A 25985-nucleotide genomic window follows, 5' to 3' on the forward strand; every position below is an offset into this window, starting at 1 on the left:
ATCCTGCGTCGGGGGAAGGGCCGGTACGCGGTCCGCCTGCCTCGCCGCAAGCGGACCGGGTGCCGGACGCGGCGCGGCGCCTACCAGTTGGCGCGCAACACCAGCGAGTAGCGGCGGTCGTTGACGAACCAGCTGCGCGTGTACAGGCGCCGGTCGACCTCGCCGTCGCTGTAGGAGGTCGGCCCCATCAGCACCTTGGTCACCGAATTGGTGAGGTTGTTGGCCTGGATGCCCAACTGCAGGTGCGGCGTGAACCGGTAGAACACCGAGCCGTCGAGCTGGCCGTAGTCGTCCGACCAGGTCGGCAGCTTGGTCGCCACGTCGCTGGCGGTGAGCAGGTAGCGCGAGCGCCAGTTGTAGGCCAGGCGCACCGACAACGGCCCCTTCTCGTAGATGCCGGCGAGGTTGTAGCTGCGCCGCGACAGGCCTTCCAGCGGCAACGCCACGCCGGTCACGGTGGTCTTGGTGTACGGATCGGTGGCCGTGTTCACGCCGCCGCTGCTGTCGACGAAGGTGAAGTTGGCATTGACGCCGAAGCCGCTCATCCAGCCCGGCAGCGAATCGAAGAACTGGGTGTAGCCGTACTCGAAGCCGCGGATGCGGCCCTTGTCCATGTTGTACGGGCGCGTGACCAGGAAATCCTGGCCGCCGTAGTTCTCGGTGACGGTCTGGTTGGAGAAGTAGTCCTTGACGCTCTTGTAGAACAGCGTCAGGTACATCATGTCGCTGCTGTCGAAGTACCACTCCAGCGCGGCATCGTACTGGTCGGCCTTCATCGGCTTGAGGTTGGGGTTGCCGGCGGTGCCGGTCCATTCCTTCGGCGTGCCGTCGTCGTTGAGGGTCGTGGCCAGCAGCAGGTAGGGCTGCAACTGGGTGTAGTCGGGCCGCGCCATCGCCTTGGAGGCGGCCAGGCGCAGTTGCAGCGCATCGGAGAACTTGAAGCGCACATTGAGGCTCGGCAGCACGTCGGTGTAGCGGCCACGCGCGTTGTTCGGGAAGTACTGCCCGTTGTACTGGGCCTTGAGCGCGTCCGGGGCCGAGGTGGCGGACAGATCGGGATACTGGCCGTAGCCGGCCGCCTCGGTCCTGGTCTGCACCACGCGCACGCCGATGTTGCCGTCCACCGGCACGCCCAGCGCCTCGTTGTTGCCGAAGTACATCACCATGTACGCGGCCTGGGTGCGCTCGAACTGGCGGTTGGTGTCCTGCAACTGGTACTGGTCCGGTGCCCAGCCATAACCGCGCAGCGCGACGATCTGCTCGATCAGCGCCGAGGTGCCGGCGTAGTCCTTGACCGCGCTGTTGCGCGGGAAGACCAGTTGCGTCGGCACGTTCACCTTGCCGCGGAACAGGTTCGAGTAGCTGTACAGCGACGACGAAGCGGTCATGAAGCTGGCCAGGTCGGCCAGGCCAGTGCTGGTCCCGGGGATGGTGGCCCAGTTGTCGCTGATCACGCCCCAGTTGTAGCCGGAGTTCTTGTTGGTCTGGGTGCGGTCGGTGGCGCGGATGCCGGCGCGGAAGGTGCGCAGCCACGGGTTGTCGTCGTAGCTGTACTCCAGGTCGAAGCGCGTGGCCAGTTCGCGGCCGCGGTTCTTCGCCAGGTGGTCCATCGCCGCGCTCCAGAAGTAGTTGGCGGGGTCGGTGGTGTAGCCGGGGTCGGCCAGGGTCACGGCCGGGTAGCGGCCGCCGAGATCCACGTTCAGGCCCGGCAGGTAGATCGAACTGAACAGGGTGAAATCCAGCACGTCGCTCTGCGAGCGCACCAACTGCATGTCGCCGCGCACGGTCAGCCGGTCGGTCAGGCGATGGGTGAAGCCTCCGGACAGCTCGGACGTGGTGGCGCTCTGCTGGGCGTAGCGGTTGTCGGTGTAGAAGCGCACGCCGTCGTTGCCGGTGACGTTGCCGCGCCAGGAGGTGGACACCGGCGAGCCGCTGACGAAGCGGCCTTCGCGGTCGTAGGTGAAGGTGGTGCCCGGCGCCGGCACGATGGCGTTGGTGTCGTCGTTGAAGAACGCGGCGCGGTCGCGCCAGTTCATGTCGTAGGACGAACGCAGGTACTGCACATAGAGGTCGGTGGCATCGCTGGGGCGCCACTGGAACGCCGCCGCCACGCCCTTGCGCTTGCGCTCGAAGTCCATCTGCCGCCAGTTCACCCCGCCCGGTACGTAGACCTTGTCGAACGTGGTGCCGGCCAGCAGCGCAGGATCGGTGCGGCGCACGAACGGCTCGACCTGGATGCCGTCGCTGCGCGTGGCCAGCTCGGAGTTCGCGACATCGAGCATGAGCCCCATCTCGCCCAGCCCGGTGTTCCAGCGATCGCTGAACAGGAACGAGCCCGAGGGCTTGTAGGTCTTGCTCAGATCGCCGTAGTTGGCGTCGGCGGTGAGACCGATCACCCGGCCGGGCTGGTCGAACGGCATGCGCGTGCGCAGGTTGACCGTGCCGCCAAGGCCGCCTTCGATGATCTCGGCCGACGGGTTCTTGTACACGTCCACGCCGGCCATCAGTTCGGCCGGCACGTCCTCGAAACTGAGCCCGCGCCCGCTGGCGGCGCTGAAGCTGTCGCGGCCGTTGAGTTCGCCGCGCACCTGGGTCATGCCGCGGATCATCACCCCGCTGCCTTCGGCCGAGAAGTGGTCCGGATCGTTGCGCGCCATGAAGTGGTCGATGGTCACGCCGCTGACCCGCTGCAGGGTCTCGGTGACGCTGCGGTCCGGCAGCGCGCCGATGTCCTCGGCGCTGACCGAATCGACGATCTGCTCGGCATCGTGCTTGATCGACTGCGACTTGATCAGGCTGCCGCGCACGCCCTGGACCTGGACCGCGTCGAGCTGGGTCACGGGGTCGTCTTTCTGCCGGGCGGCAGGCGATGCGGCCGCGGGCGCCGCCTCCTGTGCCGACGCCTGCGCGCCGAGCAGCAGGCCGATGCTCAACGCGATGAGGGAACGCGGCAAAACGCGGGGACGGCGTGACGCTGCGGTCGGCCAGGCCGGACCACGGGGGTGCTGCGATGCCATGCTGTTTTCCCTCCCAGGAACATGCACACGGACACGGGCGACGGTCGCCAACGGCGCCGTCCTGCGAGTTGTGACGACCTCGGTCTCAGCCGCTGCCGTATCGGATGGCGCCGCTGCGCAGATCGGCAGGCCGGTCGCTATCGCGATCGGCCGAGACTAGAAATGCGGTTTGCGTGAAGCAAATGAAAGTTTCACGCCGAGCTATGCGATTCCAGACTAGCGGGATGCGCACCACAGCATGGTGGCGGCAGCGGATTCGGCATGAGCGCGTGCGTCTGCAGCGTCTGCGGCAACCTCGCTCAGAGACTCCCCGCGCGCTCGGGGTACAGCCGCTTGGCCGCGTTGCGCAAGGCCAGCAACACGCGTTCGGCCCCCGGCGGCAACAGATAGTCGCGGCGGCGCACGATGCCGAACGATTCCATGCGCACGCCCAGCGCGATCGGCAGCACCGTCAGCAGCTTGGCCTGCACGTACGGCGCCACCGCCTCGGCCGGCAGCGCGGCCAGCAGGTCGCTGCCGCGCAGCAGGCTGGTCATCACCGGCAGCGACGAGGTCTCGATGACGTTCTGCGGCGCCGGCACCGCGTGCTCCAGGAACATCGCGTGCAGGCGCGCGCGCAGCACACTGTCGGCCGGCGGCAGCACCCAGCCGTAGCGGGCCAGGTCGGCATGGCGCAGATCGGCGCGGGTGGACAGCGGATGACCGGCGCGGGCGATCACCGAGTGCGGCTCGTCGGCCAGCGGCTCGAACTCCAGTGCCTCGGCGCCGTAGGGACCGAGGATGCGCCCGATCACGATGTCGAGCTGGCCGTCGAGCAGCTTGCCCACCAGCGGCCGGCTGTAGTCCATCTCCACCCGCACCAGGATGCCGGGAAACTCGCGCTTGACCTCGGCGATCGCCTGCGGCACCAGGTTGGTGCCCGGATTGACCACGGTGCCGATCGAGACCTGGCCCATGCGCCCTTCGCACAGCGCGGCGATCTCCTCCTGGGCGCGGCCGATTTCCGACATCGCCGCGCGTGCGCGGCGGATCAGCACCTGCCCGTACCAGGTCGGCTCGACCCCGCGCGCGTGGCGCTCGAACAGCTTCACCCCCAGCAGGTCCTCCATTTCCGCCAGCAGCTTGGACGCCGCCGGCTGGGTCATGCTGGCCGCCTCGGCCGCGCGCAGCACCGAGCGGTGCTCGTGCAACTGCAGCAGCAGCAACAGGTGCCGGGTCTTCAGGCGCGCGGCGTTGAACCAGGGGTTGGCGGAAGCATTCATCGTGAGCAGGCATCCTGTGGGCGAAGCCGCCTATTCGGCGGCGGAATAGAATATGCCTAAAATTTCATTTGCAGAGCATAGCTCACGCGCGCAGGCTAACCGCCCATCGCGCCCCCCGCTGGCGTCGCCGCCGTCGGGCACCGCCCGTCGGCAGCGAAGGCCGCCGGGTTGGCGCCAGCGCGCCGACGCACGGGCGCGGACCGCGGCCGCCCCCGTCCGGTCCCGCCGCTGCGCCGCGCTGGCCGGGCGCCTCCGTCACTGCCGCTTCCCCAGGTACTCTCCGATGTCCGCCGACGCCCCGTTTCGACTCCCGCTGATCGCGATCCTGCGCGGTCTCACCCCCGAGGACGCGCTGGCGCACGTCGGGGCGCTGGCCGATGCCGGCTACGACGCGATCGAGATCCCGCTCAACTCGCCGCGCTGGGCCGACAGCATCGGCCCGGCCGCGCAGGCGTTCGGGCAGCGCTGCTGGATCGGCGGCGGCACCGTGCTGCAGATTGGCGACGTCGACGCCCTGGCCGACCTCGGCGCGCGCTTCATCGTCACTCCCAACACGCGCCCGCCGGTGATCCGCCACGCGGTGGCGCGCGGCCTGCAGGTGGTGGCCGGCTTCGCCACCGCCACCGAGGCGTTCGACGCGCTGGATGCCGGCGCGCAGATGCTCAAGCTGTTCCCCGCGGCGACCTACGGCCCGGGCCACGTGCGCGCCCTGCGTGCGGTGCTGCCGGCGCAGGTGCCGCTGTTCGTGGTCGGCGGGGTCAACACCGAGACCCTGCACGACTACCTGGGCGCCGGCGCGATCGGCGCCGGCATCGGCGGCGAGCTGTACCGCCCCGGCCAGTCGCTCGCACAGACCCAGGCGCACGCCGCCGCCTTCCGCCACGCCTATCTGGACCGCGCATGAAGATCGTCCGTCTCACCACCTACCACGCCGCGCCGCGCTGGCTGTTCCTGAAGATCGAGACCGACGAAGGCATCACCGGCTGGGGCGAGCCGGTCATCGAAGGCCGCGCGCGCAGCGTCGAGGCCGCGGTGCGCGAACTCGGCGACAGCCTGATCGGCAAGGATCCGGCGCGGATCAACGACATCTGGCAGATGCTCTACCGCGGCGGCTTCTACCGCGGTGGCCCGATCCTGATGAGCGCCATCGCCGGTATCGACCAGGCGCTGTGGGACATCAAGGGCAAGGCGCTGGGCGTGCCGGTGTACGAACTGCTCGGCGGGCGCGTGCGCGACCGCATGAAGACCTACCGCTGGGTCGGCGGCGATCGCCCGGCGGCGACCATCGCGCAGATCCAGGGCTACCGCGACCTCGGTTTCGACACCTTCAAGTTCAACGGCACCGAGGAAATGAAGCTGATCGACGGCCCGCGCGCGGTCGATGCGGCGGCGGCCAAGGTGGCGCAGATCCGCGAGGCGTTCGGCACCGCCATCGACTTCGGCATCGACTTCCATGGCCGCGTCGCCGCGCCGATGGCGCGCGTGCTGCTGCGCGAACTGGAGCCGTTCAAGCCGCTGTTCGTCGAGGAGCCGGTGCTGCCCGAGCAGGCCGAGTACTACCCGCGGCTGGCCGCGTCCACGCCGATCCCGCTGGCCGCCGGCGAACGCATGTTCTCGCGCTTCGACTTCAAGCCGGTGCTGCAGGCCGGCGGCCTGTCGCTGCTGCAGCCGGATCTCTCGCACGCCGGCGGCATCACCGAATGCCTGAAGATCGCCAGCATGGCCGAGGCCTACGAGGTCGGCCTGGCGCCGCACTGCCCGCTCGGCCCGGTGGCGCTGGCCGCCTGCCTGCAGGTGGACTTCGTCTCGCACAACGCGGTGCTGCAGGAACAGAGCATCGGCATCCACTACAACGAAGGCGCCGACCTGCTCGACTACGTGCTCAACAAGGACGACTTCGCCTGCGACAATGGCGGCAGCATCGCCGCATTGCCCAAACCGGGCCTCGGCGTGGAAATCGACGAGGAGCGCCTGCGCCATGCCAACGCCAACCCACCCGACTGGCACAACCCCATCTGGCGTCACGCCGACGGCAGCATCGCCGAGTGGTGAGCCGATGACCGCCGCTTCCTCCGCCCGCCACACCGCCACCCTGGCGGTGGACAGCCGCTGCGCGCATGGCGAGGGCATGCTGTGGTGCGAACGCCGCGGCGTGCTGTTCTGGGTCGACATCAGCGGCCGCCGCCTGTGGCGCCACGATCCGGCCGGCGACAGCACCCGCCACTGGGACCTGCCCGACCGCCCCGGCTGCCTGGGCCTGTTCGACGACGGCCGCCTGCTGCTGGCGCTGGCCAAGGGCGTGTACGCCGCCGATCCGGACGCCGCCGCCGAAACCGACAGCACGCTGCCGCTGCAGCATCTGGCGGACGTGGAGCCGGAACGCGACGACACCCGCAGCAACGACGGCCGCGCCGACCGCCACGGCAACTTCGTGTTCGGCACCATGAGCGAGCGCGCCGACCAGGCGCCGGTCGGCAGCTTCTACCAGTGGTCGGCGCGCCACGGCCTGCGCCGCCTGCCGCTGCCGGGCGTGGCCATCCCCAACGCGATCTGCTTCAGCGCCGATGGCCGCACCCTGTACTACTGCGATTCGGTGCAGCCGCGCATCCTGTGCTGCGACTACGACCCGGATACCGCGCACACCGCCAACAGCCGCGTGTTCGCCGAACTGGACCATGCCGGCGCCGAGCCGGACGGCGCCATCGTCGACGCCGAAGGCCACCTGTGGAATGCGCAATGGCGCGCCTGGCAGGTGGTGCGCTACCGCCCCGACGGCAGCGTCGAGCGCCGCGTCGCTCTGCCGGTCAAGCACCCCACCTGCCCCACGCTCGGCGGCGCCGACGGCGGCACCCTGTACCTGAGCACCTCGCGGCAGGATCACAGCGAGGACGAATTGGCACGCACGCCGCAGGCCGGCGGCGTGTACGTGGCCGCGGTCGGCATCGCCGGCCTACCCGAAGGACGCATCGCCAGCGCATGATCGTCGTCGATTGGGGCACCAGCAGCCTGCGCGGCTATCGGCTCGACGCCGATGGCGGCATCCTCGAACAACGTCGCAGCGACCAGGGCATCGCCGCCTGCCAGGGCCGTTTCGCCGCGACCCTGGCCGCGCTGATCGACGGCTGGGACGGCGACGTCGTCCTGTGCGGGATGATCGGCAGCCGCAACGGCTGGATCGAACTGCCGTACGCGCCCTGCCCGGCCGACGCCGCCGCGTTGGCCGCGGCGATGCAGCCGCTGCAGGATCCGGCCCTGCCCGGCCGCACGCTGTGGTTCGTGCCCGGCGTGGCCAGCGCCGCCGATGCCGTGCCGGACGTGATGCGCGGCGAGGAGACCCAACTGATCGGCCTGCTCGCAGAGCTGGCAGCGCAATCGCCGGGCGCCGACGTCCACCACGTCTGCCTGCCCGGCACCCACAGCAAGTGGGTGACGCTGCAGGACGGGCGCATCGCCTCGCTGGCGACGATGATGACCGGCGAACTGTACGCGCTGCTGCGCACGCACAGCCTGCTGGCGCGGCTGATGGACGCCGACGACGGCGCCTTCGATGCGGCCGCGTTCGATGCCGGCGTACAACGCAGCGGCGACCCCGGCGGACTGCTGCACCATCTGTTCGGCGTGCGCAGCCTGGGCCTGTTCGAACGCCTGAGCGCCGCCGCGGCACCGTCCTACCTGTCCGGCCTGCTGATCGGCCACGAACTGCGCGCGCACGCCGCCTTGCCGCCGGTGGTGCACCTGGTTGGCGGCAGCGGCCTGCTGGCGCGCTACGCGCATGCGCTGGCCGCGCTTGGCAGCAGCGTACGCACCCACCCGGAGGACCTGGCCGCGCGCGGCCTGTACCGGCTGGCGCAGCAGCACAGCGGCCTCGCCGGCTGAGCCGCGCGCGCCGGCCAAGGCCCGCGCGGCCGCCGCTTTGCATTAGAATCTCCGGGTTAATCGCCGGATCGAGCCATGCCTTTCGTCGTCACCGAAAACTGCATCAAGTGCAAATACACCGACTGCGTGGAAGTATGCCCCGTGGATTGCTTCCACGCCGGCCCGAACTTCCTGGTGATCGATCCGGACGAGTGCATCGACTGCACCCTGTGCGAACCGGAATGCCCGGCCAACGCCATCTATCCCGAAGACGACGTGCCGGCCGGCCAGGAAGGCTTCGTCGCGCTCAATGCGGAACTGGCCAAGGCCTGGCCGGTGCTGACCACGCGCCAGGAACCGCTGCCCGACGCCGCCGAGTGGGACGGCAAGCCGAACAAGCTGCCGCTGCTGCAGAAGTAACCGCGCGACGGCCGCAGGCGCGGCTTCGGCCGCGACGGATGTGCCGGGGACACGCGGTCGCGGCTGGAGCCGCTCCTACAAAAGACGAAACGGGCGCCCCCAGGGCGCCCGTTTCGCGTTTTGAGCGCGGAAAGCCGGGCTCCGATCCATAAACCACTATGGGATTCGGCCTTGGCCGCCAACGCCACCGACGCTTCACCGCTAGCAGGCCGCGCAAATCAACCGCCACGACGTACACCGGCATCCACCGCCATGACGCGGTCGCAGGAGCGGCTTCAGCCGCGACCGAGATGCCCAAGCGAAACGTTGGCGGCCGAAGCCGCATCTTGGCCAAACGAAACGGGCGCCCAAGGCGCCCGTTTCGCATTCGGAACCGCATCGCGTCCGGCGCACGCGCCGGACCGCAACCGGATCAGTGGCCCAGCTTGGCCTTCAGCGCCGCGATCAGCTTGACCGGCGCCTCGCCGTTGGCCGGCAGGCCGCGCGGGTCCACCGCCGAGACGTACACGCCGGCATCCACCGCGACCACGCGCACCAGGAAGTTGCTGCCCTCGTAAGCCACGTCGTAGGAGCCCAGCAGCTGCGCGCGGCTGGCGATGGTCACGCCGGGAATGGCCCCCAGCGCGTCGCCGACCTGGCCGAACACCTGGTCGCGCGCACCCGGCACCACGAAGCCGCTGTTCGACGCCGCCGGCGCCTGGCCGGCCGGAGCCGCGGGACGCTGCGTGGAGGCCAGCGCCGGCACCTTCATCGCCGCCGAGGTGTCGGGCGTGGTCAGATCCGGCGGCACTTCCAGCGGGCGCATCTCGGGCGCCAGCGCGTAGTCGCCGCGCGGCTTGCCCTTGTGGAACCAGCTGCAACCGCTGGTGGCCGCGACCATGGTGGTCGCCAGCACGGCGGCCGACAGCACGCGGACGTAGGGAACGGAAGCACGCATCAATCAATCTCCTGGGGTCAGGCCGCGAGCGTTTCGCGGCTGGATAGGTCTTCCAACGCGACAGCGTCGGCGGCAAGTCGGTCGGCCGTGGCGTGGTGCGCCGCGGACAGCGGCAGCAGCGGCAGCCGCAGGCCCTGGCCGATCCCGGCACGCTGCAGCAGCGCCTTGACCGGGATCGGGTTGGATTCGATGCCGCAGAACGCATGGAACGGCTGCAACCGCGCGTCCCAGGCCTGCGCCGGCTCGGCCTGGCGCGCGCGCGCCAGGTCGCACAGGCGCCGGTAGGCGCGCGGCAAGGCATTGGAGGCCACCGAGATCAGCCCGTCGAAGCCGGCCAGCATCGCCTGCGCGGCGCTGCCGTCGTCGCCGCTGAGCACGGCGAAGCGGTCGCTGCGCAGGGCCGCCAGCGCGGCGATGCGCTGCGGGTCGCTGCTGGCGTCCTTGATGCCGACGATGTTCGGGTGCTGCGCCAGCTGCGCCACGGTCTCCGGCAGCAGGTCGCAGCCGGTGCGGCCGGGCACGTTGTACAGCACCACCGGCAGGCCGCCCTGCTCGGCCACCTGCGTGTAATGCGCGATCAAGCCGGCCTGGGTCGGGCGCACGTACGGCGGGGTCACCACCAGCGCGTACTGTGCGCCGTTGGCGGCGGCGCGGCGGGTCAGCGCCACGGTCTTGGCGGTGCCGGACAGGCCGGTGCCGGCCAGCACCGGCACGCGCCCGCCGATCGCCTGCACCGCCTCGCGCAGGATGCGGTCGTATTCGGCGTCCAGCAGCGTGACCGCCTCGCCGGTCGAGCCGGCTACCACCAGCCCCTGCACGCCGCCGTCGAGCTGGCGTTTGAGCAGCCGCTGCCAGGCGTCGAGGTCGAGGTCGCCATTGCCCTGGAAGGGCGTGGCCAAGGCGGTGATGATGCCGGAGAGGGACAAGATGCCGGGTGCTCGCTGGGAGATGAGGGCCACGCAGGGCGCGCGGACGGTTCGACCCCGCACGCGAGGCAGGGTCGCCCCGCATGTTACTTGCGGCCCGAAAGCGCGGGCAAGTATGCTGCACACCATGCCGGGCAACCGCCCGGATGCCGTTCAGCCTTACGCAATGCCGGAAGCCCCTTTGACCGACACCACGCCCCGGCCCGCGCCGACCGAAAACCACCTCCTGATCAACGCCTACACGACGCATCCGGAGTCGCCGCTGTTGCCGGTGACGCGTCGCATCGCCGACAGCGGCTGCAATCTGGTCGATGCGCGCCTGGCCACCGTCGGCCGCGACGTGTCGGTGACCGCGCTGGCGACCGGCTCGTGGGATTCGGTGGCCAAGCTGGAAGCCATGCTGACCCGCCTCGACCGCGAGGAAGGCATGAAGCTGGTGTGGTACCGCACCGGCGCCAAGCAGGCGCAGTCCAACCTGCTGCCGTATATCGTCGAAGTTATCGCCGCCGACAAACCGGGCATCCTGTTCCAGTTGGCCGACTTCTTCGACCGCCAGGGCATCACCATCGAGAACCTGCAGAGCACGCGCTACCGCGCCATGCAGACCGGCGCGGAGATGTTCTCGGCGCAGGTGACGATCGGCGTGCCGGCGAACATGCACATCGCCGCATTGCGCGACGACTTCCTCGAGTTCTGCGACCACCTCAACCTGGACGCGATCATGGACCCCATGAAGTTCTGAGCCGCGCTGGACACCGACGCAATCGAACGCAGATGATGGCGATGCACGCGGAGGACACCCGATGAAGGACGGCGACACCCTGGAGCGCAGCACGCTGGCCTTGCCGCTGGCGCTGTCCGGCGGCGCCAGCGCCACGCTCGGCGATTACGCCGGCCGCTGGCTGGTGCTGTATTTCTACCCGAAGGACAGCACGCCCGGCTGCACCACCGAAGGCATCGAATTCAATGCGCTGCTGCCGCAGTTCGAGCAGGCCGGCGCGACCGTGCTCGGCGTGTCGCGCGACTCGGTGAAGTCGCACGACAACTTCTGCGCCAAGCAGGGTTTCCGCTTCGCCCTGGTCAGCGACGCCGACGAAGCGCTGTGCCGCGCCTTCGACGTGATCAAGGAAAAGAACATGTACGGCCGCCAGGTGCTGGGCATCGAGCGCAGCACCTTCCTGATCTCGCCGACCGGGCAACTGGTCCGCAGCTGGCGCAAGGTCAAGGTCCCCGGCCACGCCCAGGCCGTGCTCGACGCGCTGCAGGCCGCCGCTCAGCAGTGACCACTGCCGTTTCCCGCACCCCGCATCGCCCTGCCCCGCAGGCAGCGATGGTTCGTCCCTGCTCCTCTTCCAGGAATCCACGATGACCCGAGGCAAGCGCATCTACGTGCTGGATACCAACGTGCTGATGCACGATCCGACCGCGCTGTTCAAGTTCGAGGAGCACGACGTGTTCCTGCCGATGCAGGTGATCGAGGAGCTGGACAATGCCAAGAAGGGCATGTCCGAAGTCAGCCGCAACGCACGCCAGGTCAGCCGTTTCCTCAACGAGCTGATCGAAGGCGCCGGCGCCGAGCAGATCGAATCCGGCATTCCGCTCAGCCACCCGCAGGGCATCCAGCTCAAGAGCACCGGCAGCATCGGCCGGCTGTACTTCCAGGTGCGTCCGGTCGAGCCGGGGCGCAGCTTCGGCAGCGTCGCCCCGGACAACAAGATCCTGGCCGCGGTGCTGGCGCTGCGCGAGGAGCACCCGGAGGTTCCGGTGATCCTGGTGTCCAAGGACATCAACCTGCGGATCAAGGCCGCGATCAGCGGGCTGGTCGCCGAGGACTACGAGAACGACCGCGCGCTCGACGATTTCAGCCTGCTGTACACCGGCGCGATCGAACTGCCGGAGGATTTCTGGCAGAAGCACAACCAGGACCTGCGCAGTTGGAGCGACAAGGGCCGTACCTGCTACGAGATCGCCCTGGCCGCGGACGAGGACTGGTATCCGAACCAGTACCTGTACCTGCCCGGCGAGGACGAAGTGGAACTGCGCGTGGTCAAGGTCAACGCCGAGCGCAAGGCGACCCTGGCGCTGGTCGACGACTTCCGCAGCGGCCAGCACGCGGTGTGGGGCATCGCCGCGCGCAACCGCGAACAGAACTTCGCGCTCAACGCGCTGATGGACCCGGAAATCGACTTCGTCACCCTGCTCGGCACCGCCGGCACCGGCAAGACCCTGCTGGCGCTGGCCGCCGGCCTGGCGCAGACCATGGACCAGCAGCGCTACCGCGAGATCATCATGACCCGCGCCACGGTCAGCGTCGGCGAGGACATCGGCTTCCTGCCCGGCACCGAGGAAGAGAAGATGACGCCATGGATGGGCGCGCTCACCGACAACCTGGAAGTGCTCACCCACACCCAGGAAGGCGGCACCTGGGGCCGCCAGGCCACCAACGACCTGCTCGCCAGCCGCATCAAGATCCGCTCGATGAACTTCATGCGCGGGCGCACTTTCCTGTCGCGCTACCTGATCCTGGACGAAGCGCAGAACCTGACCCCGAAGCAGATGAAGACGCTGATCACCCGTGCCGGCCCCGGCACCAAGATCGTGTGCCTGGGCAACGTCGAACAGATCGACACGCCGTACCTGACCGAGACCACCTCCGGCCTGACCTACGCGGTGGACCGCTTCAAGGCCTGGCCGCACAGCGCGCACATCACCCTGCGCCGCGGCGAGCGCTCGCGCCTGGCCGACTACGCCTCGGAGGTCCTGTGACCGCGGCCGGCGCGCGCCTGGCCGGGGCGGCGCTGGCGATGGCGTTGCTCGGCGCCTGCGCCACCGCGCGCGGGCCGGCCACCGTGCCGACCGCGGTCAAGGCCGGGCAGTCGTGGATCGTCACCCGCAACAGCACCGCCGCGCAGGTGCTCGACACCTGCGCGCGCGACAGCCCGGCGCACCACGACGGCGACGTCAGCGGCTACTGGATCCCGACCCCGGAACAGATCGCCGCGCTGGAGGCGCACCTGGCGCAACTGCAGCCGCAGATCGCCGACCCCAGCGCGTCCGATCGCCAGTACGTCGGCATCCTGTACCGCGGCAAGCAGGCGATCTACGTCAACGCCTTCGCGCCGGACGACAGCAGCGCGCGCGACCCCGCGGTCGACGCGGTCCGCGCCTGCGGCGGCGGCAGCCGCTTCTGGGGCGCGGTCTACGACCCGGCCAGCGCCCGCTTCTCCGAGATCGCGGTCAACGGCGCACGCTGAGATGGCCGCAGGCAGGCGCCCACGACGGCACGCCGATGCCGCCGCACACCGCGGCGGCCGCGCCGCGGCCGCACTGCGCACGGCATGAACCTGGAACTGCCACGCTGGGCCTGGGCCTTCGCCGGCGCGCTGGCCGCGGTCGCCGGCATGGTCAACGTGGTCGGCTATCTCGGCTTCGAGCACCAGGCGGTCACCCATCTCACCGGCACCACTACCCTGCTCGGCGCGGCGCTGGCCGACGGCGACGCGCGCGCCATCGCGCAACTGGCCGGCGTGGTCCTGGCCTTCCTCGGCGGGTCGATGCTCGGCGGCTTCATCGTGCAGGACAGCCGCCTGCGCCTAAGCCGCCGCTACGGCGTGGCGCTGGCGCTGGAAGCCTTGCTGCTGCTGGCGGCGATGCAGGCGTTCAAGCAGCAGCAACTGGCCGGCGCCGTGCTCGCCGCGATCGCCTGCGGCCTGCAGAACGCCACCACCACCGTCTACAGCGGCGCGGTGGTGCGCACCACCCACCTGACCGGCATGTTCACCGACCTGGGCATCGGCCTGGGCCAGGCGCTGCACGGCCTGCCGCTGCCGCGCCGGCGCATCCGCCTGAGTCTGCTGATCATCGGCGGTTTTCTGTGCGGCGGCGTGCTCGGCGCGTGGGCCTACCGACAGGTCGGCTTCGACGCCCTGCTGGGACCGGCCCTGCTGACCGGCACGGTCGGCACCCTGTACGCGCTGCAGGCGCACTACCGCAACCGCGAACGCTGAAGGGGCGGGCCCGCGCAAGGCGGCGCCCGGCGCGGTGCGGATTGCCGATGCGCAACCGGGCAGGCCTGCGCCGCACGCGTTCCGGGCGCATGACGCGCCATCGGCGCCGGCGCATGCGGCGCTCGGGCCGACGACGTGGCCGCCCGCCACGCGCGCCCGCTCCCTAAGCGCGCGACGCCTGCCGGCGGTAACCGGCGCTGCGCGCCGGCGAGTGCATAACCCGCGCCAGCCCTGCACAATCGGCGCATGAGCGAACCCACCGTCGTCTCCGCGCTGAGCATCGCCGGCACCGATTCCGGCGGCGGTGCCGGCATCCAGGCCGATCTGAAGACCTTCGCCGCGCACCGCGTCCATGGGCTGTCGGCGGTGGCCGCGCTGACCGCGCAGCACACCCGCGGCGTCACCGCGGTGCACGTGCCGCCGCTGCCGTTCCTGCGCGCGCAGATCGACGCCTGCTTCGCCGACTTCGACATCGGCGCGGTCAAGCTCGGCATGCTCGCCAACGCCGAGGTGATCCACCTGGTCGCCGACGCACTGGAAGAGTACCGCCCGCCATGGGTGGTGCTGGACCCGGTGATGGTGGCCACCAGCGGCGCCACGCTGCTGCAGGACGACGCCCTGGACGCGCTGCGCAGCCGCCTGTTGCCGCTGGCGACGCTGGTGACGCCGAACGTGCCGGAAGCGCAACTGCTGCTCGGCCGCCCGATCGACACCGCCGACGACGCCGAGCACGCCACTGCGGCGCTGCTCGAGGCCGGCGCGCAGGCGGTGCTGCTGAAGGGCGGCCATTTGCGGGAAGGCCAGCGGGTGATCGACCGCTACGACGATGGCGTCAGCCGCAGCGAGTTCAGCCATGCGCGACTGGCGTTGGACGCGCACGGCACCGGCTGCACCCTGGCCGCGGCGATCGCCGCACAGCTGTGCCAGGGCCTGGCCTTGCCGGCCGCCTGCGAAGCGGCGATCGACTACGTGGCGCGCGCCTTGCGCGGCAGCTGCCGGCCCGGCCGCGGCGACGTGGCGGTGCTGGACCATTTCGGCGCGGCGCGCGGCCCATGAGCGCGGCCCCCATCAGCGCGACGGCGATCGCCGAGCACGCCCTGCCCGTCGCCGCGACCGACGGCCATCGCTGGACCTTGCTGGCGCGCATTCCCGCCGCGCCGCGGCAGGCGCTGCTGTGGCTGCCGGCGCTGGGCGTGGCCGCGCGCCACTACCTGCCGTTTGCCGAAGCGCTGGCCGCGCACGGCGTCGCCGTGTTCCTGCACGAATGGCGCGGCAACGGCAGCAGTGCGCTGCGGCCGTCGCGGCAGTGCGACTGGGGCTATCGCGCCCTGCTGCAGCTGGATCTGCCCGCCAGCCAGGCGGCGATCGCCGCGGCCGGCATCGCGCCGCCGCTGCTCGTCGGCGGCCACAGCCTCGGCGGACAGCTCGCCTGCTGCTACGCCAGCCTGCAGCCGCAGGCCTTCGCCGCGCTATGGCTGGTCGCCAGCGGCACGCCGTACTGGCGGCGTTTTCCCGCACCGCGCGGCTATCTGCTGCCGTTGGCGTACCGCCTGCTGCCGTGGCTGGCGCAGCGCCAGGGCGTACTGCACGGCCGCCGCCTGGGCTTCGGCGGCACCGAGGCGCGTGGTCTGATCGCCGACTGGGCGCGCGTGGGCCGGAGCGGCCGCTACGCCGCGACCGGCCTGACCACCGACCTGGAAGCGCGTCTGGCGCAGCTGGCGTTGCCGGTGCGCGGCGTGGTGCTGCAGGACGATTGGCTGGCGCCGGAAAGCTCGCTGCGCGGGTTGCTGGACAAACTCGCCGCACCGGCACCGCAGATGCAGATCCGCCGCCTGGATGCCGCGCAGTTGGGCGTGGCCGCCGACCACTTCGCCTGGATGAAGCGGCCCACGGCGGTGGCCGCAGCGCTCTTAGCCGAGGGTCGGTGAAATTTTTCGGAAAGAGCATTGACGGGCCAGATCGACTCCCGCATAATTCCGCTCCTGACGACGCGCCCGTAGCTCAGTTGGATAGAGTACCTGGCTACGAACCAGGCGGTCGGGAGTTCGAATCTCTCCGGGCGCACCAGTCAGATGAAAAACGACAAGCCAGCGCTTGTCGTTTTTTTTTGCCCTGGCGCCGCGATGCGATCGCTGCCGGCAGCACGCGATGGCGCACTCGCCCTCCAATGTCATGCGGACGACACGCAGGTGTAGACGAATCGCCGCAACTCGTGAATAATCCCGCGCCTGACAACGCGCCCGTAGCTCAGTTGGATAGAGTACCTGGCTACGAACCAGGCGGTCGGGAGTTCGAATCTCTCCGGGCGCACCAGTCAGATCAAAAACGACAAGCCAGCGCTTGTCGTTTTTTTTGCCTGCGTGACAGCGCCGGCGCAACACACACACGCCACGCTGCGCGGCGACCTCGTGCGCCACGCCATGGCGCTGCGGCGCAACGCGGCACGCTTCGGCGACGTGCGCACCACCTCCCCCACTCCACCGACGGCGATGCTCAACGCTGGCCGGTCGCCTCGCGAAACAGGTCGACCAGGGTGCGGCGCACCGCCTGTCGCACGTCCGCGCCGCGGGCGACGGCGGGATCGGCCAGCAAGGGACAGGTGCCGGCGGGCGCACGCCCACCCAACACGTCCTCGCAGCGCGCCAACCAGGTGGCCTCGCCGGCGACGGCGCGCGCGTACAGCGCCTGGGCCTTGCCGCATTGCGCCGGCATGCCGTCGGTACAGCCCATGGCATAGGCAAGGTAGGCGACGTAGTCGCGCGGCCAGGGCGTGCCGGATTGCGAGGGATCGTCTGCGGCCAGCACACGTTCGGCGAGCAGCGCGCAGCCCTCGCCATCGATGAACGGCGCGGCATTGTGCAGGAAGCAGGCGCGCGCGAACCGCGACACCGCCAACGCCGGCTGCGGCGCCACACCGATCCCGTCGCGATACAGCAGGCCCAGATACTTGCAGGCATACGGCCCCAGGCCGACATCGTCGGAATCGCACACGGCGCGCAGGCGGGGTTCCGCGGCAGCGCCGTCGCGCACCGCAGGATCGAGCAGATAGCGCTTGCCGGCCTCGTAGCAACCACCCTGCTGGAGACCGGCATCGCAGGAGCGCACGTAGGCGGCCAAGGCGGCAGCGCCGTCCTTGCGCCGCTCCGCCGCGACGCCATCTTCCCAGCAGCTGTCGACATTGTTGACCGAGACGCATGCCGCAGGCCCGGCGGCGGCCGCACCCCCGGCCTGCGCCGTGCCGTGCGCCGGCGCCAGCAACAGCCCGACGGCAATCAGTCCCCACAGCCTCGCTCGCATCGCTGCGCTCCTTGCCTGCAAGCCCTGCTTCGATGACGCAGCGTATGCCGATCCGGGACAGGCGAACAAGCCGCAGCGGGCGACGGCATGCCGCAACCAAGCGCCGCCGCGCGGCAGGCTCAGGCCGCGATCCGACGTCCCGATGGCGGCGGGGTCGCGGAGCTGCCAGCGTCCAGCGCGACCAGCGGATGGCCCGCCGCCCGCCACGCATCCAGGCCACCGCGCAGCGGCAGCACGTCCTGGAACTGGTGCTGGCGCAGGCGCTTGGCCAGCACCGCGGCCGAGACCTCGTTCGGACAGGCGCAATAGATGACGATCCTGCGGTCGCGCGGCAAGCGCTCGACGAGCGCATCGACCTGGCGATCGTCCACTTCCAGCGCGCCGGGGATCGCATACGGCTCCAGCCCGCGATAGCCCGGGGCGCGAATGTCCAGCAGCAGCGGCGGCGTCTCGCCCTGCAGCAGCGCATGCAGTTCGTCGACGTCGATGCGCAGGGTCTCCATCGCCTGGCGCAGCGTATGCCGGCGCCAGGCGCGGTAGCCCACGTACAGCGCCAGCAGGCCGACCAGCAGCAGCGCCGCACGCCGGCCGAGCAGGCTCAGCCAGTCCAGCAGGGACTGCACCTGGTCGGCGAAGCACAGGCCCAGCAACAATCCGCCGCCGGCCCACAACGCCGCCCCCAGCGCGTCGTAGCGCAGGAAGGCCGCCGGCCGCGTGCGCATCGCGCCGGCCATCGGCACCGACACCATCGACAGCCCGGGCACGAACTTGGCCACCGCCAGCACGCGCACGCCCCAGCGCGCATAGAAGCGCTCGGTGCGCTTCATGCAGGTATCGCGCGACAACGACAGCCGGCACAGCGACTGCAGCGTGCGCGTGCCATAGCGGCGACCGGCGCCGAACCACAGCAGGTCGCCGACCAGGCTGGCCGCGATCGACACCGACCACGCGCCGAGCAGCGCACCCCACATCGCCGACCCGTCGAGCAGCGCATAGGTCGCACCGACCAGGATCAGCGTGGGCAGCGCCGGCACCGGCAAGCCCAGCGACAAGGCCAGCACGTTGACGAAGACCAGCCCGAGTCCGTAGCGCGCAATCAGGTCCTGCATGGCATGCCGGGCGCAGAGAAGAGGAAGGGGATGCCGCGCATTATCCTCCCGGCACCCGCGGCGCGCGTGGGTGCCACGGCATCACTGGCGGAACAGACCCATCCATCGCCGCGCGCAGCGCATGCAGCGCGACGCGGCGAAGGCACCGGCGGTGCGCAACCAAGGGACCGGCACCCCTGCAAACCGCGTGGCGCGGGTACGACGCAACGCACGGCCCACCTGCGGACAAGCGGCCCGCCATGCACCGCGACGACGCTGTACGCAACCGGCCAAGGCCGCGGCGCCCGCCGTGCCGCAACGCCCTGCCGACGACCAGGCTGCCGTCGTGCCGACCGGCATCACACGCCCTCGTCCAGCCGTAGCGCCATCTGCGCCAGCCACGCCGCGAACACCCCCGGCTGGCGCATCCGCGCGCGCCACCAGGCCAGCGCCGCGCCCTCCTCGCCGCTGCGCCAGGCCAGTTGGAACACCTCGTCCGGCTTCGGCTCCTCCACCGTCTTGCGCACCAGCGCACCGCGCGCCAGCGCCGCCCGCGCATAGGGCTCGGGCAGGAAGCCGAAACCGAGCCCGGCCAGCTGCAGCCGATACTTGCTGCGCATGTCCGGCACGGTCAGCGCATCCTGGCCGAACAGCAGCCCGACGGTGCGCGGCAGCAGCCGCCGCGCCGAATCGGCCACGGCGATCGCGCGGTGCGCGCTCAACTGGCTGCGGCTCAGCGGTTCCGGCGCCTGCGCCAGCGGGTGCCCGGGCGCGACCGCGAACACGAACGGCAGCGAGCCGAGCGGCTCGGCCACGTAGCCGCCGCCGCTGGGCCCCTCGCCGGCCGCACCGACCAGCAGATCCACCCGCCGGTCCAGCAGCGCCTCCCACGTGCCGGACAACGATTCCTGCACCACCCGCAACCGGGTGCAATCGGCGACCGCATAGAACGCCGCCATGTCCTGCGCCAGGCATTCCGGCGCGAACACCGCATCCAGGCCCAGCGCGAACTCGGTCTCCCAGCCGGAGGCGACGCGGCGCACGCGCAGCTCCAGATCGCCGGCCGCGCGCAGCAGGTGCCGGCCTTCGCGCAGCAGTTCGGCGCCCGCGGCGGTCGGTACCGCCTTCGGCCCCAGGCGCTCGAACAACTGTACGCCCAGGTCCTCCTCGAGCTTGGCGACCGTGTAGGAAATGGTCGAGGGCACCTTGTGCAGGGCCTTGCCGGCGGCCGAGAACGAGCCGCGACGGTCGATGGCGTCGAGGATCTGCAGGGCATCGAGACTGAGCTTGAGCATTCGAATTTTTCGATGATGGATGCCGAATCTATCCGTTTTTCAAACCCGGCGACAGCGCCGATACTTGTCTCCAATCCGAAGCGCGTGCCAAATCGCGCCGATTCAGCCCTTTTCGATTCACTTGCATATCCAAGCCACCAAGGAGCCTCCCATGTTGCAGATCCGCCCCGCCAATACCCGTGGCCGCGCCGAACACGGCTGGCTGTCCTCGCGCCACACCTTCTCCTTCGGCCACTACCACGACCCGCGCCACATGGGCTTCGGGCCGCTGCGGGTGATCAACGAAGACCGCGTGCAGCCCGGCGAGGGCTTCGGCACCCACGCCCATCGCGATATGGAGATCCTGTCCTACGTGGTCGATGGCGCGCTCGAGCACAAGGACAGCATGGGCAACGGCTCGGTGCTGCGCTACGGCGACGTACAGCGCATGAGCGCCGGCTCCGGGGTCACCCACAGCGAGTTCAACCACTCCGCCAGCGCGCCCGTGCACTTCCTGCAGATCTGGGTGCTGCCCGAGCGCGCCGGGATCGCGCCGGGCTACGAGGAAAAGCACTTCACCCCGGACAGCAAGCGCGGCCAGTTGCGCCTGATCGCCGCCCCGCAGGGCGAGGACGGTGCGGTGCGCATCCACCAGGACGCGCGCATCTACGCCTCGATCCTCGACGGCGATGCGCGCCTGGACTATCCGCTGGCGGCCGGGCGCGGCGCCTATGTGCAGGTGGTGCGCGGCACGCTGAGCGTCAACGGCCAGACCCTGCAGGCCGGCGACGCCCTCCAGGCGGTCGACGAGGCCAGCCTGCAGTTCGCCGACGCCCAGGACAGCGAGTTCCTGCTGTTCGACCTGCCGCGCTGACCGCGTCGGGCAACGTCGCGCCCGGGGCCATCCCGGACCGGGCGGATGGGGCGCGCGCCACCTGCCCACGCCACGGCGCCATGGCGTCGCCGCGCGGGTCGCTGCATCGGCTGCAGGTCGCGCTCGCGTCCTCACGCCACCCTCGGCACCCCGTAACGCGTCCTGCACGGCCTCCGCGTCAATGCTTCCGCTCTCCCTCCCCTACTGCCGGCATGCCGGCCGAGAGCCTGCCGATGCGCCACCCCACCAGCGCCGCCTATGCCACCCCCTCGCGCATCCGCGAAGGGCGTCCCTTTCCGCGCGGCGCCGTGTTCGATGGACAGGGCACCAACTTCGCCCTGTTCTCGGCGCATGCCACCCGCGTGGAGCTGTGCCTGTTCGACGAGGCCGGCACCGAGACGCGGCTGGACCTGCCCGAGTACACCAACGAAATCTGGCACGGCTACCTGCCCGACGTGAAGCCGGGCCAGCGCTACGGCTACCGCGTGCACGGCCCGTACGCGCCCAGCGAAGGCCATCGCTTCAATCCCAACAAGCTGCTGCTCGACCCCTATGCGCGCGAACTCGAGGGCGACCTGATCTGGGCCGACGAGCTGTACGGCTACACCGTCGGCCATCCGGACGGCGACCTCAGCTTCGACGAACGCGACAGCGCGCCGTTCATGCCCAAGTGCGTGGTGGTCGAGGACACCTATGACTGGGAGGACGACGAGCGCCTGCTCACGCCGTGGAACCAGACCCTGGTCTACGAGACCCACGTGCGCGGCTACACCATGCGCCACCCGCAGGTGCCGGAGGAGCTGCGCGGCACCTGTGCCGGACTGGCCCAGGAAGCGGTGCTGCGCTACATCAAGGAACTGGGCGTCAGCGCGGTGGAACTGCTGCCGGTCCACGCCTATCTCGACGACCAGCACCTGCTCGACAAGGACCTGCGCAACTACTGGGGCTACAACACGCTCGGCTTCTTCGCGATCAAGTCGCGCTACCTGGCCAGCGGCCACCGCGACGAGTTCCGCGACATGGTCAAGGCCATGCACCGCCAGGGCCTGGAAGTGATCCTCGACGTGGTCTACAACCACACCGCCGAAGGCAGCGAACTGGGCCCCACCCTGTCCTTCCGCGGCATCGACAACGCCAGCTACTACCGCCTGGCCGAGGACAAGCGCTACTACATCAACGACACCGGCACCGGCAACACGCTCAACCTGAGCAATTCGCGGGTGATCCAGTTCGTCAACGACTCGCTGCGCTATTGGGCAGGCGAGATGCACGTGGACGGCTTCCGCTTCGATCTGGCCACCATCCTCGGCCGCGAGCCGACCGGCTTCGACCAGCGCGGCGGCTTCCTCGACGCCTGCAATCAGGATCCGCTGCTGTCGCAGGTCAAGCTGATCGCCGAGCCCTGGGACTGCGGTCCCGGCGGCTACCAGGTCGGACACTTCCCGCCGGGCTGGTCGGAGTGGAACGACAAGTTCCGCGACAACGCCCGCGCGTTCTGGAAGGGCGACGAGGGCAAGCTCGCCGAGTTCGCCACCCGCTTCACCGGCTCGGCCGACCTGTTCGACCGGCGCGGGCGGCGGCCGTGGGCCTCGGTGAACTTCATCACCGCGCACGACGGCTTCACCCTGCACGACCTGGTCAGCTACAACGGCAAGCACAACGACGCCAACGGCGAGGACAACCGCGACGGCTCCGACCACGACAGCTCGTGCAACTACGGCGCCGAGGGCGAAACCGAGGACGCCGGCATCCTGCAACTGCGCGAGCGGCAGATGAAGAACCTGCTGGCGACGCTGCTGCTGTCGCAGGGCACGCCGATGCTGCTGGCCGGCGACGAGCGCGCGCAGACCCAGGGCGGCAACAACAACACCTATTGCCAGGACAACGAGATCACCTGGATCGACTGGGAGCGCGACCCGACCGAGGGCCGCCTCACCGCCTTCGTCAAGGCGCTGAGCGCGCTGCGCCGACGCTATCCCATCCTCACCCGCGGCCGCTTCCTCAACGGCCAGTACAACGAGGAAGCCGGCGTGCGCGACCTCACCTGGCTCAATCCCGGCGGCACCGAGATGGACGAGGCGCACTGGACCGATGCCGGCGCACGCTCGGTCGGCCTGTTGCTGGAAGGCAAGGCGCAGACCTCAGGCGTCAAGGAACTGGCCAACGACGCCACCTTGCTGATCGTCATCAATGCCTACCACGAAGGCGTGAGCTTCGTGCTGCCCTCCTCCGAGGAGCAACTGCACTGGAAGCTGGTGCTGTCCACCGACGACGCGCTGCAGGTCGACAGCATGCCGACTGACGCCAGCGAGTTCCTGGCGCCGCCGCGCAGCGTCAGCGTGTTCGAGTGCCAGGCGCCGGGCGCTTAACGGGCGCACGCCCCAGCGCTCGCCTCGACGATGGACGATATCGCGCGTCGCCAGCAACCAGGTGTTGGCGACGCACGCCGGCGTGCTCTCGTACGCTGACAGCACACGCGCGCGGGGGGATAGGCATATGGCGTCGCTGGCACTCTTGCTGCCAGCAAGGTAATGCGTGCGACGCGATGCGCAGTGGTGTCGGTAGGTCCACAAGCCTGCCCTGCCCGCGCAAACGCACCGACTGACGACATCGACCGCCGCTTTTGCATGCGTTCAATCGTGACATCCGGCTTCTACGGAAGGTCGCGCGCAGACATGAGCAAGCGAACAGGAGTGATGGAGCGATGTCTTCACCGCGCGAGCGTGTCGCACTCGACCTGACGCTCCCTCGCAGCAATCGCCAGACAACCTCCGATACGAGACCACGAATGCGAATGCAGCGATGTTCCGACAGGACCTGGCGGCGAGACTAGGCACCAGCAAAGACGCGCGTACCGATCGCAGTGCGCACGGTCACGCACAGATCGGTCGCAACCCCGCTTGGCGAATCAGCGCGTCATCTTCGCAGCCTGCAGACCTGCAACCGCGTCCCGCAGTGCACATGGCCTGCATGGCCTTTGGCACGGTGCCCGAGCGTGGCGGCTCGCTACGCTGAGCGTCCACTCATTGCACCGCCCGGCATGCACCACTCGACCCAAGGCACCATCCACGCGACTCCCGGCATCTCCGTGATGCGCCATCCACTGCTGCGCATCGCGCTGAGCGCGGTGATCCTCGTGCTGGCGTCCTATCCCTGGCTGCCGTTCCCCTGGCGCATGCCCGTCGTCGGCCTGCTCGGGCTGGCGCTGGTGTGGCTGGAGACGCGCACGCTCGCAGCCTGCGGCGTGCAGCGACCGCGCGTCGGCGCACTGCTGGGCTGGACGGCGCTGCTGGTGCTGTTGACGATCGGCTGCATCACGCCGGTGCTGCAGCCGCTGATCGACACCCTCACCGGGCACAAGACCGACTACAGCGCCTACGGCGCGCTCAAGGGCAACGTCCAGGCCACGACCCATTTGATCGGCGCGGCATGGCTGAGCGCGGCGCTCGGCGAAGAGCTGGTGTTCCGTGCCTTCCTGATGCACCAACTCGATGCGCTGCTCGGGCGCCTGCGCGGCGGCCGCTGGATCGCCGCGCTGGCCGGCGGCGTGGTGTTCGGCCTGATGCACGCCGCGCAAGGCGCCTCCGGCATCCTGCTGACCGGCGTGGTCGGCATGCTGTTCGGCTATGCCTATCTGCGTTCCAGGCGCAACCTGTGGGCGATGATCCTCGCGCACGGCCTGATCGACACCTGGGGCGTGACCACCCTGTATCTCGGCTGGTACTAAACGCGCAGCGCAAGCGTCGGCGCGCAACCCGTCCGCCGCCTAAATGGCGCATGCGAGTCCGCCCAATTTTCACTCGCGCGCCACCGGCCGGCGCGCAGCTTGGCGATGCCCACTTGAGGGCATCCCTACTGCGGAGTCAACGATGGACAAGAATCGCACCGAAGGCGCCAAGAACCAGATCAAGGGCACCATCAAGGAAGTCGCCGGCAAGGTCACCGGCAACAAGATGAAGGAAGTCGAAGGCAAGTTGCAGAAGAACGCCGGCAAGGTACAGAGCGAAGTGGGCAAGGCGCGCGACCACGCGCGCGGCTGAGTTTCAGACCTTCGTGCTCCCCTGCCTTCCATGGCCGGGGAGCTTTTGGGAACGACTGGCACGTCGCCGACGCGCTGATCTGCCGATTCGCCCGGCACCATAGATTCTCAGGAGTCGCACACGTCTTGGAATTGGTTGTGAGTCGAACGCGGCATCGCAATCACTGCCGCGTTCAATCCGCTGTGTCGCAACGTCCAGTCGACGACGTGCATGGCGATCACACATCAGAACGTCCTGAAGTCGCTTGCCGCTCCTACGCTCATGCGCCGTGTCGGCAGCGCTATGAGGCACCGCGCATTGCGGGCTCGACTGCGCTCGGAAGCAGCTGTGTATCGCCCTAGCAGGTCGGTGCGGATGTGATCTAGCCGATAGTGCTGTGTTGGAACTGCATGCTGCATGCCAGCCCACGCGAGGTGGCGCCATTCCATGCACACACCGCCATGCTGGCGCTCGCGACGCACCCGCATTGGTGGATGTTTCGCCAAGGCGCGATGGACTGCGGACGGCCCCCGCCGCGATCCAAACACTGGACGCCGCGCTGGCGCTGAGCGATGCGCTTCGCCTACGTCTCTCCGATATCGCTGCACGGCTGCACGCTGTGGTCAGTTGCCGAAACAGCGACAGATCCTTGGCCTCGTCTCTCCAATGACCCGCACAAGGCTGCACCTGAGCGCTTCACGCGCTTGAGGCCAGAACTCATCAAGCGATGACCTGCCTTCCGGCTCCTCACCAGTTCCTCCAGCGCCGACCTGTGCGGCCGTTCCTGATGCCTTGCGCTACGAAGGCTTGAGGCACCGCAAGCAGCAGCGCCTCGCCACGCTCGGCGCGATCACACGTCGTGCCTGCACTGCCTTTGATGACCTTGCGTCCAAAGCGCGCTTGCAGGTCAGCAGGAACGCGCAAACGAACGTAGTAGCGGCCGGTCTCGCCGCGCGTGAGGGAGTGCGCTACTCGCATGGAAGTGTCCAAGCGAGTGTCCAAGGTGGCG

General features: G+C 69.7%; 24 protein-coding genes and 2 tRNA genes. 18 read left to right on the forward strand and 8 right to left on the reverse strand.

Going from position 1 to position 25985, the window contains the following annotated elements:
• Positions 1 to 80: 80 nt before the first annotated feature.
• Positions 81 to 3017, reverse strand: a complete 2937-nt coding sequence (locus NKJ47_RS12290; protein ID WP_254458174.1) for a TonB-dependent receptor — start codon at positions 3015 to 3017, stop codon at positions 81 to 83.
• A 299-nt stretch (positions 3018 to 3316) separates the two neighbouring features.
• Positions 3317 to 4279, reverse strand: a complete 963-nt coding sequence (locus NKJ47_RS12295) for a LysR substrate-binding domain-containing protein (RefSeq protein WP_254458175.1) — start codon at positions 4277 to 4279, stop codon at positions 3317 to 3319.
• A gap of 283 nt (positions 4280 to 4562) precedes the next feature.
• Here NKJ47_RS12295 and NKJ47_RS12300 point away from each other — a divergent pair, with 283 nt between their 5' ends.
• The 5 genes from NKJ47_RS12300 (at position 4563) to fdxA (ending at position 8554) form a co-directional block, all read left to right on the forward strand.
• Positions 4563 to 5183 carry a 2-dehydro-3-deoxy-6-phosphogalactonate aldolase gene (locus NKJ47_RS12300; RefSeq protein ID WP_254458176.1) on the forward strand — a complete coding sequence of 207 codons (621 nt, stop codon included), beginning with the start codon at positions 4563 to 4565 and terminating at the stop codon, positions 5181 to 5183.
• Positions 5180 to 6331, forward strand: coding sequence for a galactonate dehydratase (dgoD, locus tag NKJ47_RS12305; protein ID WP_254458177.1), 1152 nt, complete (start codon positions 5180 to 5182; stop codon positions 6329 to 6331). The genes NKJ47_RS12300 and dgoD overlap by 4 nt, the downstream gene beginning before the upstream one ends.
• Positions 6332 to 6335: 4 nt before the next feature.
• Positions 6336 to 7259 carry an SMP-30/gluconolactonase/LRE family protein gene (locus NKJ47_RS12310; protein ID WP_254458178.1) on the forward strand — a complete coding sequence of 308 codons (924 nt, stop codon included), beginning with the start codon at positions 6336 to 6338 and terminating at the stop codon, positions 7257 to 7259.
• Positions 7256 to 8155 carry a 2-dehydro-3-deoxygalactonokinase gene (locus tag NKJ47_RS12315; protein ID WP_254458179.1) on the forward strand — a complete coding sequence of 300 codons (900 nt, stop codon included), beginning with the start codon at positions 7256 to 7258 and terminating at the stop codon, positions 8153 to 8155. Before NKJ47_RS12310 ends, NKJ47_RS12315 begins: the two co-directional genes overlap by 4 nt.
• A gap of 75 nt (positions 8156 to 8230) precedes the next feature.
• Positions 8231 to 8554, forward strand: coding sequence for a ferredoxin FdxA (fdxA, locus tag NKJ47_RS12320; RefSeq protein ID WP_017909525.1), 324 nt, complete (start codon positions 8231 to 8233; stop codon positions 8552 to 8554).
• Between the two features lie 412 nt (positions 8555 to 8966).
• On the opposite strand, the gene NKJ47_RS12325 is transcribed toward fdxA, so the two are convergent.
• Positions 8967 to 9491 carry a hypothetical protein gene (locus NKJ47_RS12325; RefSeq protein WP_254458180.1) on the reverse strand — a complete coding sequence of 175 codons (525 nt, stop codon included), beginning with the start codon at positions 9489 to 9491 and terminating at the stop codon, positions 8967 to 8969.
• A gap of 17 nt (positions 9492 to 9508) precedes the next feature.
• Positions 9509 to 10417 (reverse strand): 4-hydroxy-tetrahydrodipicolinate synthase, encoded by a 909-nt coding sequence (gene dapA / locus NKJ47_RS12330; protein ID WP_254458181.1) that lies wholly within the window; start codon positions 10415 to 10417, stop codon positions 9509 to 9511.
• 166 nt (positions 10418 to 10583) lie between these two features.
• Here dapA and NKJ47_RS12335 point away from each other — a divergent pair, with 166 nt between their 5' ends.
• From NKJ47_RS12335 to NKJ47_RS12375, 9 genes are all read left to right on the forward strand, one after another.
• Positions 10584 to 11159 (forward strand): glycine cleavage system protein R, encoded by a 576-nt coding sequence (locus NKJ47_RS12335; protein WP_087943489.1) that lies wholly within the window; start codon positions 10584 to 10586, stop codon positions 11157 to 11159.
• A 61-nt stretch (positions 11160 to 11220) separates the two neighbouring features.
• Positions 11221 to 11700, forward strand: coding sequence for a peroxiredoxin (locus NKJ47_RS12340; protein ID WP_254458182.1), 480 nt, complete (start codon positions 11221 to 11223; stop codon positions 11698 to 11700).
• A gap of 82 nt (positions 11701 to 11782) precedes the next feature.
• Complete coding sequence (locus NKJ47_RS12345; protein WP_254458183.1) at positions 11783 to 13183, forward strand: PhoH family protein; 1401 nt, start codon at positions 11783 to 11785, stop codon at positions 13181 to 13183.
• A gap of 38 nt (positions 13184 to 13221) precedes the next feature.
• Complete coding sequence (locus NKJ47_RS12350) at positions 13222 to 13671, forward strand: hypothetical protein (protein WP_254461414.1); 450 nt, start codon at positions 13222 to 13224, stop codon at positions 13669 to 13671.
• Between the two features lie 84 nt (positions 13672 to 13755).
• Positions 13756 to 14424: a YoaK family protein gene (locus NKJ47_RS12355; RefSeq protein ID WP_254458184.1), complete on the forward strand. Its 669-nt coding sequence runs from the start codon at positions 13756 to 13758 to the stop codon at positions 14422 to 14424.
• A 246-nt stretch (positions 14425 to 14670) separates the two neighbouring features.
• A complete protein-coding gene (gene thiD / locus NKJ47_RS12360) occupies positions 14671 to 15480 on the forward strand; it encodes a bifunctional hydroxymethylpyrimidine kinase/phosphomethylpyrimidine kinase (RefSeq protein ID WP_254458185.1) in 810 nt (269 codons plus the stop codon).
• Positions 15477 to 16352: an alpha/beta hydrolase family protein gene (locus NKJ47_RS12365; RefSeq protein WP_254458186.1), complete on the forward strand. Its 876-nt coding sequence runs from the start codon at positions 15477 to 15479 to the stop codon at positions 16350 to 16352. The genes thiD and NKJ47_RS12365 overlap by 4 nt, the downstream gene beginning before the upstream one ends.
• Before the next feature lie 62 nt (positions 16353 to 16414).
• Positions 16415 to 16491, forward strand: a tRNA-Arg gene (locus NKJ47_RS12370).
• Between the two features lie 169 nt (positions 16492 to 16660).
• Positions 16661 to 16737, forward strand: a tRNA-Arg gene (locus NKJ47_RS12375).
• Positions 16738 to 16917: 180 nt separating this feature from the next.
• On the opposite strand, the gene NKJ47_RS12380 is transcribed toward NKJ47_RS12375, so the two are convergent.
• The 3 genes from NKJ47_RS12380 to NKJ47_RS12390 all read right to left on the reverse strand — a co-directional run bounded on the left by NKJ47_RS12380 (position 16918) and on the right by NKJ47_RS12390 (position 20104).
• Entirely contained in the window at positions 16918 to 17817 is a 900-nt protein-coding gene (locus NKJ47_RS12380) for a hypothetical protein (protein WP_254458187.1), read from the reverse strand.
• A 23-nt stretch (positions 17818 to 17840) separates the two neighbouring features.
• Positions 17841 to 18830 (reverse strand): DedA family protein/thiosulfate sulfurtransferase GlpE, encoded by a 990-nt coding sequence (locus tag NKJ47_RS12385; RefSeq protein ID WP_254458188.1) that lies wholly within the window; start codon positions 18828 to 18830, stop codon positions 17841 to 17843.
• A 338-nt stretch (positions 18831 to 19168) separates the two neighbouring features.
• Complete coding sequence (locus tag NKJ47_RS12390) at positions 19169 to 20104, reverse strand: LysR substrate-binding domain-containing protein (protein ID WP_254458189.1); 936 nt, start codon at positions 20102 to 20104, stop codon at positions 19169 to 19171.
• Between the two features lie 151 nt (positions 20105 to 20255).
• Here NKJ47_RS12390 and NKJ47_RS12395 point away from each other — a divergent pair, with 151 nt between their 5' ends.
• The 4 genes from NKJ47_RS12395 to NKJ47_RS12410 all read left to right on the forward strand — a co-directional run bounded on the left by NKJ47_RS12395 (position 20256) and on the right by NKJ47_RS12410 (position 24997).
• A complete protein-coding gene (locus NKJ47_RS12395) occupies positions 20256 to 20957 on the forward strand; it encodes a pirin family protein (protein ID WP_254458190.1) in 702 nt (233 codons plus the stop codon).
• 233 nt (positions 20958 to 21190) lie between these two features.
• Positions 21191 to 23326, forward strand: coding sequence for a glycogen debranching protein GlgX (glgX, locus tag NKJ47_RS12400; protein WP_254458191.1), 2136 nt, complete (start codon positions 21191 to 21193; stop codon positions 23324 to 23326).
• 806 nt (positions 23327 to 24132) lie between these two features.
• Complete coding sequence (locus NKJ47_RS12405; RefSeq protein ID WP_254461415.1) at positions 24133 to 24684, forward strand: CPBP family intramembrane glutamic endopeptidase; 552 nt, start codon at positions 24133 to 24135, stop codon at positions 24682 to 24684.
• Positions 24685 to 24826: 142 nt separating this feature from the next.
• Positions 24827 to 24997: a CsbD family protein gene (locus tag NKJ47_RS12410; RefSeq protein WP_254458192.1), complete on the forward strand. Its 171-nt coding sequence runs from the start codon at positions 24827 to 24829 to the stop codon at positions 24995 to 24997.
• A gap of 726 nt (positions 24998 to 25723) precedes the next feature.
• On the opposite strand, the gene NKJ47_RS12415 is transcribed toward NKJ47_RS12410, so the two are convergent.
• Complete coding sequence (locus NKJ47_RS12415) at positions 25724 to 25966, reverse strand: DUF6538 domain-containing protein (RefSeq protein ID WP_254458193.1); 243 nt, start codon at positions 25964 to 25966, stop codon at positions 25724 to 25726.
• Positions 25967 to 25985: the final 19 nt, after the last annotated feature.

Origin of the sequence: Xanthomonas sacchari (genome assembly GCF_024266585.1) — a bacterium.
Taxonomy (GTDB): domain Bacteria; phylum Pseudomonadota; class Gammaproteobacteria; order Xanthomonadales; family Xanthomonadaceae; genus Xanthomonas_A; species Xanthomonas_A sacchari_C.

Bases quoted from the DNA above. Each gene is read 5' to 3' on its own strand.
- NKJ47_RS12405 (WP_254461415.1), top strand. From the start codon at position 24,133: ATGCCCGTCGTCGGCCTGCTCGGGCTGGCGCTGGTGTGGCTGGAGACG.
- NKJ47_RS12315 (WP_254458179.1), top strand. From the start codon at position 7,256: ATGATCGTCGTCGATTGGGGCACCAGCAGCCTGCGCGGCTATCGGCTC.
- NKJ47_RS12385 (WP_254458188.1), bottom strand. From the start codon at position 18,830: ATGCAGGACCTGATTGCGCGCTACGGACTCGGGCTGGTCTTCGTCAAC.
- NKJ47_RS12335 (WP_087943489.1), top strand. From the start codon at position 10,584: ATGCCGGAAGCCCCTTTGACCGACACCACGCCCCGGCCCGCGCCGACC.
- dgoD (WP_254458177.1), top strand. From the start codon at position 5,180: ATGAAGATCGTCCGTCTCACCACCTACCACGCCGCGCCGCGCTGGCTG.
- NKJ47_RS12350 (WP_254461414.1), top strand. From the start codon at position 13,222: ATGGCGTTGCTCGGCGCCTGCGCCACCGCGCGCGGGCCGGCCACCGTG.
- NKJ47_RS12325 (WP_254458180.1), bottom strand. From the start codon at position 9,491: ATGCGTGCTTCCGTTCCCTACGTCCGCGTGCTGTCGGCCGCCGTGCTG.
- NKJ47_RS12365 (WP_254458186.1), top strand. From the start codon at position 15,477: ATGAGCGCGGCCCCCATCAGCGCGACGGCGATCGCCGAGCACGCCCTG.
- NKJ47_RS12395 (WP_254458190.1), top strand. From the start codon at position 20,256: ATGTTGCAGATCCGCCCCGCCAATACCCGTGGCCGCGCCGAACACGGC.
- NKJ47_RS12390 (WP_254458189.1), bottom strand. From the start codon at position 20,104: ATGCTCAAGCTCAGTCTCGATGCCCTGCAGATCCTCGACGCCATCGAC.
- NKJ47_RS12410 (WP_254458192.1), top strand. From the start codon at position 24,827: ATGGACAAGAATCGCACCGAAGGCGCCAAGAACCAGATCAAGGGCACC.
- fdxA (WP_017909525.1), top strand. From the start codon at position 8,231: ATGCCTTTCGTCGTCACCGAAAACTGCATCAAGTGCAAATACACCGAC.
- thiD (WP_254458185.1), top strand. From the start codon at position 14,671: ATGAGCGAACCCACCGTCGTCTCCGCGCTGAGCATCGCCGGCACCGAT.
- NKJ47_RS12340 (WP_254458182.1), top strand. From the start codon at position 11,221: ATGAAGGACGGCGACACCCTGGAGCGCAGCACGCTGGCCTTGCCGCTG.
- NKJ47_RS12355 (WP_254458184.1), top strand. From the start codon at position 13,756: ATGAACCTGGAACTGCCACGCTGGGCCTGGGCCTTCGCCGGCGCGCTG.
- NKJ47_RS12300 (WP_254458176.1), top strand. From the start codon at position 4,563: ATGTCCGCCGACGCCCCGTTTCGACTCCCGCTGATCGCGATCCTGCGC.
- NKJ47_RS12345 (WP_254458183.1), top strand. From the start codon at position 11,783: ATGACCCGAGGCAAGCGCATCTACGTGCTGGATACCAACGTGCTGATG.
- NKJ47_RS12310 (WP_254458178.1), top strand. From the start codon at position 6,336: ATGACCGCCGCTTCCTCCGCCCGCCACACCGCCACCCTGGCGGTGGAC.
- glgX (WP_254458191.1), top strand. From the start codon at position 21,191: ATGCGCCACCCCACCAGCGCCGCCTATGCCACCCCCTCGCGCATCCGC.
- NKJ47_RS12290 (WP_254458174.1), bottom strand. From the start codon at position 3,017: ATGGCATCGCAGCACCCCCGTGGTCCGGCCTGGCCGACCGCAGCGTCA.
- NKJ47_RS12295 (WP_254458175.1), bottom strand. From the start codon at position 4,279: ATGAATGCTTCCGCCAACCCCTGGTTCAACGCCGCGCGCCTGAAGACC.